Raw genomic sequence first — 18,661 nt, forward strand, 5'->3', positions numbered from 1 at the left:
GCAGTCTCAGTTACCTATTCGCGTGACAGGCGTCTCACCCAGCAAGTATGGTCTAGAACTTGTTATACCCATGTCGAGTAGATGGTCTGGAGACACGGTTGAGCATCAATCCCTTCGATGACGGCGGGGGCTGCTTTTTCGTCTTGGTCAACGACGAGAAGCAACGGCAGATGATCGGCGGTCGGAAATGACCGAGCTACGTGGATCACAGGGGACGGGTGACAGCTTCGCGATAGTCGGGTACGCGGTGCGCCTTCCGGGCGCGGCCGACGCCGACGCGTTCTGGGAGGTGCTGGCCGAAGGCCGGGATGCGCTCTCGGAGGTGCCACCGGACCGCTGGGACGTCGACCGGTTTTATGACCCCGACCCCGACGCGCCCGGAAAGATCGTCAGCCGCCGCGCCGGGTTCATCGATGACGTAACGGGATTCGACGCACCGTTCTTCGGGCTGTCCAACCGGGAAACCATGCTGATCGACCCGCAACACCGGATCCTGCTGGAGACGGCGTGGCAGGCGGTGGAGCATTCGGGCACCGCGCCGTCGGCTCTGGCGAACACCAAGACCGGTGTGTTCATGGGCCTGGGCACCCACGACTACCTGGGCCTGATATCCGAACAGCTGAGTTACGAGGAGATCGAGGCCTACGTAGCGATCGGGACGTCGTCCGCCGCGGGCGCGGGCCGGATCAGCTACGGGCTGGGGCTGCAGGGCCCGGCGGTGTCGGTCGACACGGCGTGCAGCTCGTCGCTGGTCGCCGTCCATCAGGCCTGCCAGGCGCTGCGCTTCGGGGAATGTGACCTGGCTTTGGCCGGCGGGGTGAACGTCCTGCTCAGCGCCAAGACCGCGATGACCTTCTCGCACGCGCACATGCTGGCCCCGGACGGGAAGTGCAAGACCTTCGACGCGTCCGCCGACGGCTATGTGCGCGGCGAGGGCGCCGGTGTCGTCGTGGTGAAGCGCCTCGAGGACGCCATCCGGGACGGCGACCGGATCCGGGCCGTGATCCGGGGCAGCGCGGTCAACCAGGACGGCGCGTCGGGCGGACTGACGGTGCCCAACGGCGTCGCCCAGCAGCGGGTGATCGCCGAGGCGCTGCAGTGCGCGGGCGTCGCACCCGGCGACGTGGGATACCTCGAGGCGCACGGGACCGGCACCTCGCTGGGTGATCCGATCGAAGTCCAGGCCGCCGGCGCGGCGTTGGGCAAGGGCCGCGACGCCGACCGGCCGCTGCTGATCGGGTCGGTGAAGACGAACATCGGGCACCTGGAGGCGGCCGCGGGAATCGCGGGCCTGATCAAGGTGATCCTGTCGCTCGAGCACGAGGTGCTGCCGAAGCACCTGAACTTCAGCAAGCCCTCGCCGCACATCCCCTGGGACCGGCTCCCGGTGCGGGTCGTGGACGAGGCCCTGCCGTGGCCACGCGACGGGCGGCCCCGCATCGCCGGGGTCAGCTCGTTCGGGTTCTCCGGGACGAACTCGCACATCATCATCGAGGAAGCGCCCGAGCTGGCCCCGGTTACAACCGCGGCGCCGTCGGACGACCGGCGGTTCAGCCTGTTGCCGCTCTCGGCGCGCAGCCCGGCCGCGTTGGCGGAGCTCGCCAAGGCATACGCCGATTGGCTGGGCGCCCACCCGGAGGCCTCGTTGGCCGACGTCTGCCTGACGGCCGGCGCCGGGCGATCACACTTCGAGCACCGGGCCGCCCTGGTGGTGAATTCGACGGACTCCGCGCGGGAGCAGCTGGCCGCGCTGGCCGACGACCGCCCGGCGCCGGGCCTGCTGCGCGGCGACTGCACCGACCGGCCGAAGACGGCGTGGTTGTTCACCGGGCAGGGCAGCCAGTACGCCGGCATGGCCCGGGAGCTCTTCGAGACGGAGCCGGTGTTCGCCGAGACGATGACCCGGTGCGCGGCGGCTGTCGCCGACGTCCTCGAAAGACCGTTGCTGGACGTGATTTTCGACCCGGACGGTGACGACGCGCTGCGGCAGACCAGCTACGCCCAGCCCGCGTTGTTCGCGGTGGAGATGGGCCTGGCCCGGCTCTGGCAGTCGTGGGGCTTCGAACCGGACGTGGTCATCGGCCACAGCGTCGGCCAATACACGGCGGCCTGCGTGGCCGGCGTATTCGGGCTCGAGGACGGAATGCTGCTGATGGCCGAGCGCGGCCGCCTGTTCGGCAGCCTGCCCGACGGCGGCCGGATGGTCGCGGTCTTCGCCGCGCCCGAGCGGGTGGAAAGCATGACCGACGAGTTCCCGAGCCTGTCGGTGGCCGCCTACAACGGCGCCAACACCGTGCTGTCGGGACCCGTGCAGGATCTCGACCAGGCGGTGGCCGGCCTGGAAGACGACGGTGTGCGCTGCGACTGGCTGGACACCAGCCACGCCTTCCACTCGGCGCTGCTCGATCCGGTCCTCGACGAATTCGAGGCGTACGCGAACCGGTTCGAGTTCGGCGCGCCCCAAAAGACGTTGGTGTGCAACCGCACCGGCGCGGCCCTGGGCCGAAGCGCGAAACTGGACGGCGCGTACTGGCGCCGCCACGCGCGCCAGCCGGTGGAGTTCGCCAAGAGTGTGCGCACGCTTTCCGAACTGCACTGCACGATGCTGCTGGAGATCGGCCCGCAACCGATCCTGACCGCGGCGGCCATGCGGGCGTGGCCGGACCCGGCCACCGCGCCGCGGGCGATCGCGTCGATGCGGAAGAACATCGCCGATCATCGCCAGATCACCGAAGCGCTCGCCAACGCCTACATCGTCGGGCACCGGCCCGACTTCGCCGCCTTGGCGCCGGTGACGGCACGCAAGCTCGACCTGCCCACCTATCCGTTCCAGCACCGCGAGTACTGGTTCCGCGAGCAGCGGGCCACGCCCACCCCGACCTCCAGCCAGGCCTCGGCCGCCCGGACCCAAGCCGTCGGGCTCCTGGAGGACGGCCGGATCGAGGAGCTCGCGGCGCTGCTCGGCGGCGGGAACACCGATCCGCAGACCGTCGATGTGCTGAGACAGCTTGCGGCAGAACACAACCAACAGCGCAACGCCCAGTCCATCGTGGACTCCCGCTACGAGATCCGCTGGGAGAAGTCCGCCACTAAGGCCTCGGGCCCCGGTGAGGGCTCCGCCTGGCTGCTCGTCGCCGACGACGCCGCGGCGGTCCAGCCGTTGGTCGACGCGCTGACCGCGCGCGGGCACCGGCACCAAATCGTCGGCCTGCCGGTGTCCGACGCGGACGCGGAGCGGCTGCACGGTGTGCTGCGTACCGCGGTCGCGGACGAACCGTCGCTGCGGATCCTGCACCTCGCCGGCCTCGGATCGGACACGACGCCGTCGACTCAGTCGCTGCTGCGGATGCAACACCAGATCCTGAGCGGAACGCGCCGACTCTTCTGTGCCGCGGCCGCCGCCGAACTGCGCGCGCCCATCTGGCTGATAACCCGTGGCGCACAACGGGTCACCGGCGCGGACAAGGTGTCACCGGCGCAGTCGTGCCTGTGGGGCTTCGGTCGCGCCGCCGCGCTGGAACATCCCCGACTGTGGGGCGGACTGGCGGATCTGGCCGGCGGCGGCGCCGACCAGTGGTCCCGGCTCGTCGAGCAGCTGGTGGCGGCGCCGGCCGGTGAAGACCAAATCGCGCTTCGGGACCAGGCGGTCTACGTTCCCCGGCTGACCCGGCGCTCGGGGCAGCCGGCCGCGACGCCGCTGGCGCTGCAGGAGGACGCAACGTATCTGGTGACCGGCGGGCTCGGCGCGATCGGGCTCGAGGTCGCCGGATACCTGGCCGCGCACGGCGCCCGGCACCTGGTGCTGACCAGCCGGCGCGCACCCAGCGAGGCCGCGCAACAACGCATCGACGCGATCGGCGAGCAGACGGGCGCCGAAGTCCGGGTCATCACGGCCGACGTCTCCAACCCGCACGACGTCGCCCACGTCTTGGCCACCTTGCGGGCCGACCTCCCGCCGCTGGCCGGGGTTGTCCATGCCGCGGGCGAGATCAGCACCACCCCGCTGCAAGCCCTGGACGACGCCGAAGTGGATCGGGTGTTCGCCGGGAAGGTTTGGGGCGCTTGGAATCTGAGCGAAGCCACCGCCGACCTGAAGCTGGACTTCTTCCTGAGCACCTCCTCGATCGCCGGGGTGTGGGGCGCCGGCGGCCAAACGGCCTACAGCGCGGCCAACGCCTTCCTCGACGGGTTGACCTGGCGGCTGCGTGAGCAGGGTGTCCCCGGGGTCAGCGTCAACTTCGGCCCGTGGGCGAACGCCGGCATGGCAGACGAGGCCGCCCGCGCGGAACTGGACAAGCGTGGCGTCCGGCCGTTGTCGCCCGCCGACGCCTTGGCAGGCATGGCCGAGCTGATGGCCTCTTCGGGCGAGGGCGCGTCGCACGGCGTGGTGGCCCGCATCGACTGGGCCAAGTTCCTGCCGCTCTACCAGATGGCGGGCAAGCGATCCTTCTTCACGCAGTTGCAGCGCGAGGTGCCCGAGTCGGAGCAAGCCCCGTCGGCGTCGGGGTCCACCCAATTGGTGGAACGGCTCACCGCCGCCCCGGTGGGGCAGCGCAAAAAGCTCGTCGTGGACTATCTGCGCGACGCCGTCGCGGAGGTGACCCGCATCGACCCCGCGGAAATCCGCGAGGAGGCCGGGCTTTTCGACCTCGGCATGGATTCGCTGATGGCCGTCGAACTGCGGCGCCGGCTCGAGCGGGCGGTGGGCGCGGAGCTGCCGTCGACCCTGGCGATGGACTACCCGCGCATCACCGACGTCGCGAATTTCTTGGTCAACGACGTGCTCAGCCTGGACGCCCCGGCGCCGGCGACGGCCGCGGCGCAGCCTTCGCCGGCCGCGGCCGCGGTGACGGCGCGCACCGACGAGCCGATCGCGATCGTCGCGGTGGCCTGCCGCTTCCCGGGCGCGCCGGATCCCGAGGCGTACTGGGACTTGCTGTCCGGCGGGGTCGACGCGATCCGGGAGATCCCGGACGACCGCTTCGACGTCGACGAGTACTACGACCCGGATCCCGAGGCGCCGGGCAAGATCTACACCCGCTACGGCGGATACCTGGAAAGCATCGACGGATTCGATCCGGAGTTCTTCGGCATCTCCCCGCGCGAGGCCGTGTGGATGGATCCCCAGCAGCGGTTGATGCTCGAGATCGCGTGGGAGGGCCTGGAGCGTGCCGGGTACGCGCCGGCGGGGTTGCGCGGCAGTCGAACCGGCGTGTTCGTGGGCGTGGCCGCCAACGAGTATTCGCAGCTGCTGAACGCCAACTCGGTCGACACCATCGAGGCCCACTTCATCACCGGCAACGCGCTCAACGTCATCGCGGGGCGGGTCGCGTTCGCGCTCGGGCTGGAAGGGCCGGCGATGGCGGTGGACACCGCGTGCAGCGCCTCGCTGGTGGCGGTCCATCAGGCCTGCCAGGCCCTGCATTCCGGTGACTGCGACATGGCGCTGGCCGGCGGGGTCAATGTGTTGGTGAGCCCGGCGTCCATCGTCGCCACCTCGCGCGCCAGAATGCTTGCCGCCGACGGCCGTTGCAAGACGTTCGACGCGGCCGCGAACGGCTACGCGCGCAGCGAAGGCTGCGGAATCCTGGTGCTCAAGCGGCTGAGCGACGCCGAACGCGACGGCGACCAGATTTGCGCCGTCATCCGGGGCAGCGCGGTCAACCAGGACGGCGCGTCCAGCGGTTTGACGGTGCCCAACGGCGGTGCGCAGCAACGGCTTATCGCTGCGACGCTGGCTCGGGCCGGGGTCGAGGGCCGCGAGGTCGACTACCTCGAGGCGCACGGCACGGGCACCTCGCTCGGCGACCCGATCGAGGTCCAGGCGGCCGCGGCCGTCTACGGCGCCGGCCGTGACCCGAACCAGCCGCTGCTGATCGGATCGGCGAAGACCAACATCGGCCACCTCGAATCGGCGGCCGGGATCGCCGGCCTGATCAAGGTCGTGTTGTCGCTGCAGCACGAAGTCCTGCCGCAGAACCTGCACTTCGAGAACCCGTCGCCGAACATCCCATGGGACTCGCTGCCGGTGCGGGTGGTGGACAAGCCGCTGCCGTGGCACGCCAACGGCCGGCCGCGCCGCGCCGGGACGAGTTCCTTCGGGTTCTCCGGCACCAACGCGCACGTCCTCATCGAGGAGGCGCCGCCGAAATCCGAAGTCCCCGAGGGATCTTCGGTGCCCGACGTCACCCCGGCGGCCGAGCACGCCGCCGGACACGAACCGGTCGGCGTGCTGCCCCTGTCGGCACGGTCACCGCAGGCGCTGGTGTCGTTGGCGCGGCGGTACGGGGCCTGGCTGGACGAGCACCCCGAGGCCGATATCACCGACGTGTGCTACACGGCCGCGGTGGGGCGTTCGCATTTCGAACACCGGGCCGCGCTGGTAGTGGACTCGGTTCAGGCAGCCCGCGATCTGCTGGCCGGGCTGGCCGAGAACCGGCTGGGACCGGGTGCGGTGCGCGGCGAGTGCGGTGACCCGCCGAAGACGGCGTGGTTATTCACCGGGCAGGGCAGCCAGTACTCGGGGATGGCGCGCGAGTTGTTCGACACCGAGCCGGTTTTCGCCGACACCGTGAAGCAATGCGCCGAGGCGATCGACGGGATGCTGCCGCGCCCGTTGCTCGAGGTGATGTTCGACGAAGACGCGGGAGACACCCTGCGGCACACGTCTTTTGCCCAGCCGGCGCTGTTCGCCGTCGAAATGGGCCTGGCCCGGCTGTGGCAGTCCTGGGGCATCGAGCCCGACGTGGTGCTGGGCCACAGCGTGGGCCAGTACGCGGCGGCCTGCGTGGCCGGCGTGTTCAGCCTCGAGGACGGGGCCCGGCTGATGGCCGAGCGCGGCCGGCTGTTCGGGAACCTGCCCGAGGGCGGCCGGATGGTGGCGGTGTTCGCCGACGCGCAGCAAGTGGAACGCATCGCCGACGAGTTCCCGCACATCTCGGTCGCCGCTTACAACGGCCCCAACACCGTGCTGTCGGGTCCGGCGGGCGATCTGGAACAGATCGTCGCCAGGCTCAGCGGCGACGGCACCCGCTGCACCTGGCTGGAGACCAGTCACGCCTTCCACTCGGAGTTGCTGGAGCCGGCGCTGGACGAATTCGAGTCGTTCGCAAACGGTTTCGAGTTCGCCGTTCCGACCCTGCCCCTGGTGTGCAACCGCACCGGCGCGGTGATCACCGCGGAGACCCCGCTGGACGCACAGTATTGGCGGCGGCACTCCCGCCAGCCGGTGCAGTTCGCCGAAAGCGTGCAAACCGTGGCGGCGCTGGGCTGCTCGGTGCTGATGGAGATCGGACCGCAACCGGTCTTGACCGGGGCCGCGGTGCAGGCCTGGCCGGAATCCTCGGCCACCCCGCGTTCCGTCGTGTCGCTGCGCAAGGGCGTCGACGCCTGGCAGCAGATGGCGGAAGCGCTGGCCGCCGTGTACGTGGCGGGCCACCGGCCCGATTTCGCCGCGCTGTACCACCGGCCGCATCACACGGTCGAGTTGCCCACCTATCCATTCCAGCGCCGTCGCTTCTGGCCCAAGACCGCCGACGTCGCGATCGACGGGGCCGTCGCATCCGGAATCCTGGGTAGCGCAAAGGATCTCGCGTCCGGCGACTCGGTCTACACCAGCAGGTGGTCGGTCAAGTCGCAGCCGTGGCTTTCCGATCACGTCATCTACGGCACCGTCGTCGTTCCGGGCGCGACGTACGCCGCGATGGCCATCGCCGCGGTCGGGGCGCCCGCCCAGGTGCGCGACGTGTTCTTCTATGAGCCGATCATCCTGCCGGACAAGAACTCCCGGGAGGTGCAGCTGACCGTGCATCCCCTCGAGGACGGCAGCGGCTGGACCTTCCAGGTGCACAGCCGCCCGTATGGCGATCGCGACGCCGAGTGGGCGTTGAACGCCGACGGTCGGATCATCGGCGGCGACGGTGACGCTGCGGACGAGCCCGCGCTGGAGCCGACGGAATCCATCGACGCCGCGTGCGAGCGGCTGGGGCGCACGCGCCCGCAGCAGCTGTTCGACACCTTCGCCGACATGGAGCTGACCTGGGGTCCGACCTGGTCCACTTCGCTCAAATCGCTGTGGGCCGGTGACGGCGAGGCGGTCGGCGACATCGCGATCGGCGAGGAGCTTGCCGAGCAGCTCGGTAGCGAGCCGATCCACCCGGTGCTGCTCGACCTGTGCACGGGAATCGCCTTCCCGGCCTTGGAGGCCGCGCTCTCGGCGACCGAGGAAGGCCAGGGCCTGAGCGACCTGTTCCTGCCGCTGCGGTATGGGCGGGTGGTGCTGCACGACAAGATGCCGCGGCGGTTCTACTGCCGCGCGCGGTGGCAGAGTGGCGGCCTGGACAGCGAAACGCAGGCCTTCGACCTCGACTTCGTGGATCGCGACGGTCGCCAGCTCGGCGAGATTCGCGACTTCACGGTCAAACGCGCGCCCCGGGAGGCGCTGCTGCGCGGGCTCGGCGGCGATGCCACCCGCAACCTGTACACCCTCGGCTGGGAGGAAGTGCCCGCGCCGGCGTCGGGCGGCGCCGACAAGAGCGGCGACGGCACCTGGCTGATCGCCGGGTTCGACGGGCTCGCGGCCGAGGTGCCGGGCGCAGTCTCGGTGGACCGTGCGGTCGATCCCGAGCACTGGCGGCGGCTGCTCAATGAGGCGCAGGAGCGCGGCGCCCCCGTCTCCGGCGTCGTCTGGCGCAGCCCGGGGCGGCCCGAGACGGAAGAAACCGGCCCCGAATTCGCCACGCGGCTCGAGACCGAGATCAACGAGCTGCTCACGGTGGTGCGCGCGCTGCTGGCGCAGCAAGACCTGAAGCTCACCGGCGGGCTGTGGATCGTCACCGAACGCGCGGTGGCGACCGAGTCCGGCGAGCCGGTGGACTCGGCGCAGGCGGCGCTGTGGGGCTTCGGGCGCACCGTGATCACCGAGCAGCCGAGCCTGCGCTGCCGGCTGGTCGACAGCGACGGAGCCGACGACGCCGTGCGCTCGCTGGCGGGCCTGCTCGGCACACCCGCCGAGGAGCCCGAACTGGCACTGCGACAAGGAAAGTACTTCGTGCCGCGGCTGCTGCCGTGGGCGCGCGACGGTCATCTCGAGGTACCGCGCTCGAGCGATTACCTACTCGATGTGACCGAGCGCGGCGCGATCGACAACCTTCGTCTGTCCGAGATCCATGTCCCGGCGCCGGGCGCGGGTGAGGTGCAGATCCGGGTGGAGGCCGCCGGCCTCAACTTCCGGGATGTCCTCAACGTGCTCGGCCTGTACCCGGGCGATCCGGGACGGATCGGCGGCGGCGACCTCTCCGGGGTCGTCACCGAAGTGGGTTCCGGCGTGACCGGTTTCGAGGTCGGCCAGCGCGTCTTCGGCTTCATGCCGGGGTCGTTCACCACCCGGGTCAATGTGCCGGCCCAGTTCCTGGCGGCGGTGCCGAGCGGGGTGAGCGCCGTGGGGGCGGCGACCATCCCCGCCGGGGCGCTGACGACGCGGCTGGCGTTCGACTGGGCGCAGGTCGGGCCGGGTGATCGGGTGCTGATCCACGCCGCCAGCGGTGGCGTCGGTCTGGCCGCGATCCAGATAGCCCAGCAGCGCGGTGCGACCGTGTTCGCCACCGCCAGCGCCTACAAGCGCGCGACGCTGCGCAAGATGGGCGTGCAGCACATCTACGACTCGCGCAGCACGGATTTCGCGGACCAGATCCTGGCCGACACCGGCGGTGCCGGGGTCGACGTGGTGCTCAACAGCCTCACGAACGAGGGCTTCATCGAAGCGACCGTGCGGGCGACCGCACAGGGCGGCCGGTTCGCCGAGATCGCCAAGCGGGACATCTGGACGCGTGAGCAGATGGCGGCGGCCCGTCCCGACATCGCCTACGAGATCATCGCGCTGGACTGGTGCATCGAAAACGAACCCGAGCGGACCGGGAACTTGCTGGCCGAACTGGCGGACAGCATGGCCGCCGGCGAACTGACGCCGCTCGCGGCCGAGGTCTACCCGGTGACGGAGGCCAAGACCGCGTTCCGGCGCATGCAGCAGGCCCGGCACATCGGCAAGATCGTGCTGCAGATGCCGCAACCGCTGCAGCCGCGCGGGGACCGCAGCTACCTGATCACCGGTGGCGTCGGTGCGCTCGGCCTGCACACGGCGGCCCATCTGGCCCAGCTCGGTGCCGGTGACATCGTGCTGACCAGCCGTCGCGCCCCCGATGCGGACGCACAGCTGGCCATCGACGACATCACCGAGCGCTACCGGAGCCGCATCCACGTCTTCACGGCCGACGTCGGCGACGAGCCCGAGGTCGAAAAGCTGCTGGAACGGATCAGGGCGGAGTTGCCGCCGCTGGCGGGCGTGGCGCACCTGGCGGGCGTCCTCGAGGACGCGCTACTGCCGCAGCAGAGCCTCGAAGGGTTCCGCAAGGCGCTGGCGCCCAAGGCCTTCGGCGGCTGCCACCTGCATCGGCTCACGAAGAACGACGACCTCGATTTCTTCATCGTCTACTCGTCGGCCTCCAGCGTGATCGGTTCGCCGGGTCAGGCCAACTACGCGACCGCCAACGCGCTGCTCGACGGGCTCGTTGCCGAGCGCCGGGCCGAAGGCCTGCCCGCGACGGCGATCAACTGGGGTCCGTGGGCCAAGGGCGGCATGGCCACCTCGCACGCCGCGCGCGCCAACCTCAGCGCGCAGGGCCTGATCCCGCTGGAACCCTCGGCCGCGCTCACCGCGCTCGACGAGATCCTCGCCCACGGAACCGGGCAGGCGACCGTCATCAAGGCCAATTGGCAGCGCGCGGCGAAGGGGCTGGGCGCGTCCCGCCCGGCGATGCTCGACCACGTGCTGCCGAGCGCGGTCACGGCGACGCGCGGGGACAGCGAGTTGTTGCGGCAACTGCACGAGGTGCCCGAGGCGGAGCGCGGCAGCTTCCTGACCGAATACCTGCGCTACGAGGTCCAGAATTTCCTGAGGCTGGCGCAGCCGCCGGCGGCAACCAGCCGGTTCCTGGAGCTGGGCACCGACTCACTGATGGCGGTCGAATTCAGCAACCGGTTGCTCCCGCAATTCGGCGGCGCGTTCACGATCAGCGCCACCGCGGTATTCGACTATCCGACCATCGGGTCGCTGGCCGAGTACCTGGCCGGTCAGGTGCCGGAATCGGATAAGGCGGATTCGGTGGGATTGGCCGAGCCCACCTAATCATCTCCCGGAAGTCAACGACCAGGTCGCTAATCAGGAGGCCGATAACGTTCCGTTGCGCCTCGCCAGAAGGTCAAAAAACTAGACGGGAGCATGCGGGACGTGGCCATTGCAGGGGAGTGCGCCGACCCACCCGAGGTCAGAAAGCGGATTCTCGTCACCGGCGCACCCCGATCGGGCACGACCTGGACCGGCCGAATGATCGCCCACGCGCCGGGAATGGGTTATATCCATGAGCCTTTCACTCCGGAAAACGGCGATTTGTGCGGCTTCGCCAATCCCATTAGGGCGAAATTCCAGTACATCACTGACGAGAATTCTCACCGATTCTCGAGATATCTTGATGACCTGGTTGATTTCAAATACCCGGTGCGAACAAATCTCCTGCACTCCAGGAGCGTGCGCGAAGCGGGACGAAGCCTTTTGGCCTTTGCCAATCTTTCCACGCACCGGATAAGAAAAGACACGGCGGTCATGAAAGATCCGCACGCCGTGTTTTCCGCGCCCTGGTTGGCCCGCCAGTTCGGCATGAACGTGGTGGTCATGATCCGGCATCCCGCGGCGCTGTGCTCCAGCCTGAAGATTCTGAATTGGAAATTCGACTTCAACCACTTCCTGCGTCAGTCGCAACTGATGCGCGAGACCCGGTTGGCGGACTTCGAATCGGAGATTCGTTATTTCGCCGAGCATGAGCAGGAAATCATCCCGGTAGGCGCCCTCCTATGGAACTGCATATACGCAGTCATCGACGAGTATCGCACGCGCCATCCGGGGTGGCTGTTCCTCAAGCACGAAGAATTGTCACTGGACCCCGTGGGCAGTTTTCGGAAAATCTATGCGACGCTCGGCCTCGAATTCACGGCCGGCGTCCGTACCGCCATCGAGTCAAGCTCGGGGGAACAGAACCCTTCGGAACCGCAGCGGGGCGACGAATTCAGCATCAGACGCAACAGCAAAGTGAATGTCTCAAACTGGAAGAGCCGGCTCAGCGACCGCGAAATTCTCACCATCAAAGAGCGAACAAGCGAGGTATCGAGGCTCTTCTATTCAGACCTCGAGTGGTGATGTCTTCCGGAGGCTAGCCGGCTTCAGTGCGCAGTTGGGATCGCAGGATCCGGTACTCCAACAGGCCGGCCCGCATCTGCTCGTAGATGGCGGAGCCCGGCAGAGCGAGGAAGTTCGCGACGCGGGCATTTCCGTCGCCATAGACCTGGGCCCAGGTGTCGCTGGCCTGGTCGCGCGAAGCCAGCACGTTCGCCGTGATGTCCCGGTCGTTTTCGGTGACGAAGCCCGAGCGCTTCAACCGCATCCGCACCTGGTCCCAGTCCTCGGGGCTTAAGAAGTCGGTGTGTAGGAACCATCCGCCGGGTCGGCTGATCCTGCGTACCTCACCCAGGAATTTCGGCAGGTTGCCGTACGAGTGCGAGGACTCGATGTTGACGATGGCATCGCACGACGCGTCGGGCAGGGGGACCTTCAGTGCGTCGCCGACCATGAAGTTGATCGGACGCTTGACGTGCGTCTTGCTGCAGAACGCGATGGCTTCGGAGGACATGTCGATGCCGATCACCTGGGCGTTGAACTTCTCCGCCACCAGTGCGGCGTTGCCGCCGCGGCCACATCCGATTTCGACGACGGTGCGGTCGTTGAGGTCGACCGACCCGATGACTTCGAACACCAGCCGGACCGAGTTGGCGTTGAAGGTTCCCGGGCGAATGGTAAACGCGGATTCGTCGTTGGATCCCATCGGGGCGTAGCCGTAATTGAGGAAGAACGATGAATCGGCGACCCCGGCGTCCTCGAGGCGCCGGCTGAGCAAATTATAAAAGCTTTTCCACCCGACGGCGGTCGTGGACAGCAGGTCGTCAGCGAGGTGCTCCGACATTGCAACCGATGAATTATCCTTCGATTCAACCTGCGCCGAAGATTCGCTATGGCTGTCCATTTATTTCGCCCCAACCAGCTCTAATTTGTGGATATTTTGATTTCGAATACACAGTTCGCGCCACTCAATCACGTTGGATGCTACACGACCGGCTCGCGTCTGGTGAGGGCTCAACCCGGACCCGTTAACGTCATAAATTCATGTGGTCCGGACGCCTCCAATTCGCCCCGGCCGGCGCCGCCGGCTCATCGGTCAGGTCGCCCTGGCATGGCTGCTTTCGCCGTCCGAAGGGCGCCCGATGGGCCGCGGGCGTTGCCCGGTAGCCGGCAGGGTCTCGCCGAGGCGGCGCGCGGCAGTTTCCGCCACCTAATACATATCGTGTGCGGGCGACGCCGAGCGAGGGTCTCGGCGCCGCGCGCGGGCAGGGCGGTGTGGCCCGATGGCGAAACCGGTTCCCGGTTACTTTGACCCCCCTGCGGATCTCCCGGTGTCGTTCCGGGCCGGGGCCATGTCGACGACGGAGGCCACCGCGTCGGCGTCGTCGCGCTCGTCACGCCAGTCGCCGCAGGTCGCGGCAGGGGCGCACGGACCCATGCCGCGCCGCAGACCACCGATAGGGAAGCGGCCGGTAAAACCATACCATTAGTTTGTCTAGGCAAGATTCCGGATGCGATGGCGTTAGTAGATCCCGGCCGCCGCAAATTCCACGAAGGCTTAGACAAGCTCTGTGGGCCTCCAGTATGGTTTAGAACTTGTTATACCCATGTCCAGTTAGACGGTCTGGAGACGCGGTGAGCACTAATCCGTTCGACGACGACGACGGCAGTTTTTTCGTCTTGGTCAACGACGAGGAACAACACAGCCTGTGGCCGGCGTTCGCCGATGTTCCGGCCGGCTGGCGGGTGGTGTACGGCGAAGCGGACCGCGCAGCGTGCCTGGACTACATCGAACAGAACTGGACCGATATACGGCCGAAAACTCTGCGCGAAAGGTTAGCGGCGGGACAGGGGTTTGATAGGTAATCCGGATGGAACTTGATGACCGGGCTCTCCCGCTGACGCGGGGACAGCTGGACATTTGGCTCGCGCAAGAAACGGGTCACTCCGGCACGGAGTGGCAGCTTGGCGTGCTTGTCCGATTCGACGGCACCGTAGACCGCGAATTGCTTCAGCGGGCGATCCGCCACGTGATGCGGGAGGCCGAACCGGCCAGAGCCGCGGTATTCGAGGTGGACGGCCAGGTTTTTCAAAGGGCGATCGATTACCCGGACCTCGAAGTGGCGTTCCACGACCTGAGCGACACCCGCCATCCGGTGCAGGAAGCCCGTCGAATGGCATTATCGATCCAACAGACACCGATGCCCCCGGCCGGACCGCTTTTCAATTTCACGTTATTTCAAACATGGTCCGATGAATTCTATTTGTTCGGGTGCTTCCATCACATAATCGTGGACGGTACCGGAATTACGCTTATCGCGAATCGAATTGCGACCGTGTACGCCGCGATTGTTGCAAACGCAACCATTCCGCCCGCGTTCTTCGGCTCGTTGCCGGACTTGGTGCGTTGCGAGTCGGAGTACGAAGCGTCCACCGATTACCGGGACGATCAGGACTATTGGACGGCGAACCTGCCCCCGGAAAGCGGGCCGCACAACGGGTTCCTCCCGGCCGCCGATGAGGGAGAGCGGTCCGCGCCTTCCGCGCCGGTTCGCCTGGACCCGGCCGTCCTCCGACGAGTTCAGGAGTTGTCCGACGAGTGGAAGGTGCCGCGCTCGTCGGTCATCACCGCGGCATGTGCGCTGTTGGTGCGCGGGTGGTGCGCCGAGGGCTCGGAGGTGGTCCTCGAGTTTCCGGTCAGCAGGCGCGTACGTCCGGAGTCCAAAACGCTGCCGGGGATGGTCTCCGGGGTGGTGCCGCTGGTGTTGAGCGTTTCACCGAACTCCACCGTCGCCGGCTTCTGTGAATATGTCGACGCACGGATCCGGGAGGCGCTGGAGCATCAGCGGTTCCCGGTGCACGCCCTGGAGCGCAAGGCCGGTCAGGGGCGGTCGGCCAATCGGGTGAGCGTCAATTTCATGCCGTCGAAAATGACCATGGACTTCGCCGGCGTCGCGGCGTCGGCGTCCTTCACCAACCCCGTTCAGGTGGGCGCGTTCGCGTTGATGTTCTCCGGCGGCGGGGACCAGATTTTCCTCAGCACGGCGGGCACCGGCAGCCCGTTGGCGAACTTCGACGTCGCCGAATTGGCGAAGCGGCTGGGCCGGGTGCTGGTCGCGATGACCGCCGACCCGGGGCGGCGGATCTCGTCGATGGATCTGTTCGATGCCGCGGAGCTGGACGGGCTGGACGGGTGGGGCAACCGGGCGGTGTTAAGCCAGCCCGCGGCTGCTTCGCAGTCGATTCCGGCGATGTTCGCCGCGCAGGCCGCGCGCGCCCCGGAGGCGATGGCGATCACGTTCGGGGACTCGTCGTGGACCTACCGCGAGGTCGAGGAGGCCGCTGACCGGTTGGCGCACGTGCTGGCCGGCCACGGGGTGGGCCCGGGGCGGCGGGTCGCGCTGCTGCTGGAGCGCTCGGCCGAGGCGATCGTGGCGATCCTGGCGGTGCTCAAGACCGGCGCGGCGTACGTGCCGATCGACCCGGCGGTGCCGGCGGCCCGAATCGAGTTCATGCTCGACGACGCCGCGCCGACCGCGGCGATCACCGCCGCCGGCCTGGTCGACCGGCTCGGCGGGCGCGATCTGCTGATCATCGACGTCGCTCAGCTCGCCGACCCCGCCGTCGGCCCCCAACCCGGCACGGCGCTGCCGGTGCCGGAGCCGGACAACGTCGCCTACCTCATCTACACGTCGGGGACGACCGGCGTCCCCAAGGGCGTCGCCATCACCCACCACAACGTCACCCGGCTGCTGGAGTCCCTCGACGTCGAGCTGGCCCCCGGACAGGTGTGGTCGCAGTGGCACTCGCTGGCATTCGACGTCTCGGTGTGCGAGATCTGGGGTGCGCTGCTGTCCGGCGGGCGCCTCGTGGTGGTTCCCGAGTCGGTGGCGCGGTCGCCCGAGGATTTCCATGCCCTGCTCGTCAAAGAACGGGTCGAAGTCCTGAGCCAGACCCCGTCGGCGTTTTATGCGCTGCAAACGGCGGACGCGCTCGCACGCGACCTCGGACGTCAGCTGCAACTGCGGGCGGTGATCTTCGCCGGTGAGGCACTGGAGCCGCAGCGGTTGCGGACGTGGCTGGACAACCATCCGGAATCGCCGCGGCTGCTCAACCTGTACGGCACCACCGAGACGACGGTGCACGCCTCGTTCCGGGAGATCTTCCCCGACGACGTCGACAGCCCCCTCAGCCCCATCGGCGTGCCGCTGGGCCGGTACGCCTTCTTCGTCCTCGACGCGTGGATGCGGCAGGTGCCGGCCGGGGTGGTCGGTGAGTTGTACGTGGCCGGCGGCGCCGCGGGGTGCGGGTACTGGCGGCGGCCGGGTTTGACGTCGACGCGGTTTGTCGCGTGCCCGTTCGGGCAGCCCGGTACCCGCATGTATCGCACCGGGGACCTGGCGTGGTGGGGCGCCGACGGGCAGCTGCGTTATGTGGGTCGGGCCGACGAGCAGGTCAAGATCCGCGGCTTCCGCATCGAGCTGGGCGAGGTCCAAGCCGCGCTCGCCGGGCTGGACGGCGTCGAGCAGGCCGTCGTGATCGCGCGCGAGGACCGCCCCGGCGACAAGCGCCTGGTGGGGTATGTGACCGGGACCGTCGAGCCGGCCTCGTTCGCAGCGTCAGCGCGCGCCGCGCTGGCCGAGCGGCTGCCGGCCTACATGGTGCCGGCCGCGGTGGTGGTGATCGACGCGGTCCCCCTGACGGTCAACGGCAAGCTGGACAAGCGGGCCCTGCCGGCGCCCGAGTACCAGGACGTCGATCGCTACCGGGCCCCGGGCAACGCGGTCGAGGAGATCCTGGCCGACATCTACGCGCAGGTGCTCGGGCTGGAGCGCGTCGGGGTGGACGAGTCGTTCTTCGAGCTCGGCGGCGACAGCATCTTGTCGATGCAGGTGGTGGCGCGTGCACGGGCCGCCGGAGTGGTGTGCCGACCGCGGGACATCTTCGTCGAGCAAACCGTGGCCCAGCTGGCCCGGGTGGCCGAAGTCGCCACCGGTGGCGCCGGCGTGAGCGACGAGGGCCTCGGTCCGGTGGTCGCGACGCCGATCATGCGCTGGTTGCACGGTGTCGCAGGACCGGTCGACCAGTTCAACCAGACCGTGTTGGTTCAGGCGCCCGCCGGGGCGACCGACGACGATGTGGTGGCGGTGTTGCAGGCCGTGCTGGATCGCCACGCCACGCTGCGGCTGCGGGTCGACGGCGACGGTGCGGACGGCTGGTCGCTGACGGTGCCCGAGGCCGGCTCGGTGGACGCCCGCGGGTGCCTGCGCGCGGTGCCGGCCTTGTCCGACGGGGCGGTGATCGAGGCGCGGTCGCGGCTGGACCCGGCCGCCGGGGTGATGCTGAGCGCGCTGTGGGTGCCCGACACCGGGCAGTTGGTGTTGATCGTTCATCACCTGGCGGTGGACGGGGTGTCGTGGCGGATCCTGCTGGAGGACCTCAACATCGCGTGGGCCCAGCATCGCGGTGGGCAGCAGTTGGTGCTGCCGGCGCCCGGAACGTCGTTTGCGCACTGGTCGTCGCTGCTGGCCGAGCATGCACGCAGCCCCGAGGTGGTGGCGCAGGCCGACGCCTGGCGGCGGATCGCGGCGGTGCCCGCGGCGCTGCCGGCGGTGCGCCCCGAGGTGGACACCTACCAGACCGCGGGCAGCCTGTCGGCGCAGCTGGATGCCGAGACCACCCGCGCGGTGCTCGACGAGGTGCCGGCGGCGTTTCACGCCGGGGTGCAGGACATCCTGTTGATTGCGTTCGCCTTGGCGGTGGCGGAATTCGTGGGCAGCGCTGCCGCGCCGATCGTCATCGACGTTGAGGGTCACGGGCGCCGGGAGGACCTGGCCCCCGATGTCGACCTGTCCCGCACGGTCGGCTGGTTCACCACCAAATACCCGGTGTCGGTCTCGGTCGGAGGGCTGGACTGGGCGCGGGTGGTGGCCGGTGACGCGGGGCTGGGGACGGTCGTCAAAGACGCCAAAGAGCAGCTTCGCGCGCTGCCGGACGGCTTGACCTACGGTCTGTTGCGCTACCTGAACGGCGATGTCGAGCTGCCCCCGTCCGACCCGCCGATCGGGTTCAACTACCTGGGACGGCTCGGCGGGCCGGCCGAGGCGTCCGACGACGTGTGGCGGCTCGGTCACGACGGCTGGTCGGTCACCGACGTCGCCGCGGCCATCCCAATGCCGCTGATGCACACCGTGGAGCTCAACGCCAGCACGGTCGACGCCGACACCGGCCCGCAGCTGCACGCCCGCTGGACGTGGGCGCCCTCGACCCTGAATCACGCGCAGGTCAGCCGGCTGAGCCGGTTGTGGTTCGACGCGTTGGCCGGCATCTGCGCGCACGTGCGCGGCGGCGGGGGCGGGTTGACGCCCTCCGACATCGCGGCCGGCCTGAGCCAGCAACAAATCGACGACCTCCAGCGGCAATATGCGGATAGCTGAC

General features: G+C 68.7%; 5 protein-coding genes. 4 read left to right on the top strand and 1 reads right to left on the bottom strand.

The window, feature by feature from the left end:
* Window positions 1–187: 187 nt before the first annotated feature.
* Together AWB92_RS26550 and AWB92_RS26555 are read left to right on the top strand one after the other, a co-directional pair.
* Window positions 188–11,182, top strand: coding sequence for a type I polyketide synthase (locus AWB92_RS26550; RefSeq protein ID WP_085190977.1), 10,995 nt, complete (start codon window positions 188–190; stop codon window positions 11,180–11,182).
* 102 nt (window positions 11,183–11,284) lie between these two features.
* A complete protein-coding gene (locus AWB92_RS26555) occupies window positions 11,285–12,247 on the top strand; it encodes a sulfotransferase (RefSeq protein WP_158090412.1) in 963 nt (320 codons plus the stop codon).
* Between the two features lie 13 nt (window positions 12,248–12,260).
* On the opposite strand, the gene AWB92_RS26560 is transcribed toward AWB92_RS26555, so the two are convergent.
* Window positions 12,261–13,067: a class I SAM-dependent methyltransferase gene (locus tag AWB92_RS26560; protein WP_158090413.1), complete on the bottom strand. Its 807-nt coding sequence runs from the start codon at window positions 13,065–13,067 to the stop codon at window positions 12,261–12,263.
* A 791-nt stretch (window positions 13,068–13,858) separates the two neighbouring features.
* Between AWB92_RS26560 and AWB92_RS26565 the strand changes: the two genes are divergently transcribed.
* Entirely contained in the window at window positions 13,859–14,089 is a 231-nt protein-coding gene (locus AWB92_RS26565) for an MbtH family protein (RefSeq protein ID WP_067160589.1), read from the top strand.
* 5 nt (window positions 14,090–14,094) lie between these two features.
* Entirely contained in the window at window positions 14,095–18,660 is a 4,566-nt protein-coding gene (locus AWB92_RS30140; RefSeq protein ID WP_085190984.1) for a non-ribosomal peptide synthetase, read from the top strand.
* Window position 18,661 lies beyond the last annotated feature (1 nt).

It is taken from the genome of Mycobacterium sp. IEC1808 (assembly GCF_002101935.1).
Taxonomy (GTDB): domain Bacteria; phylum Actinomycetota; class Actinomycetes; order Mycobacteriales; family Mycobacteriaceae; genus Mycobacterium.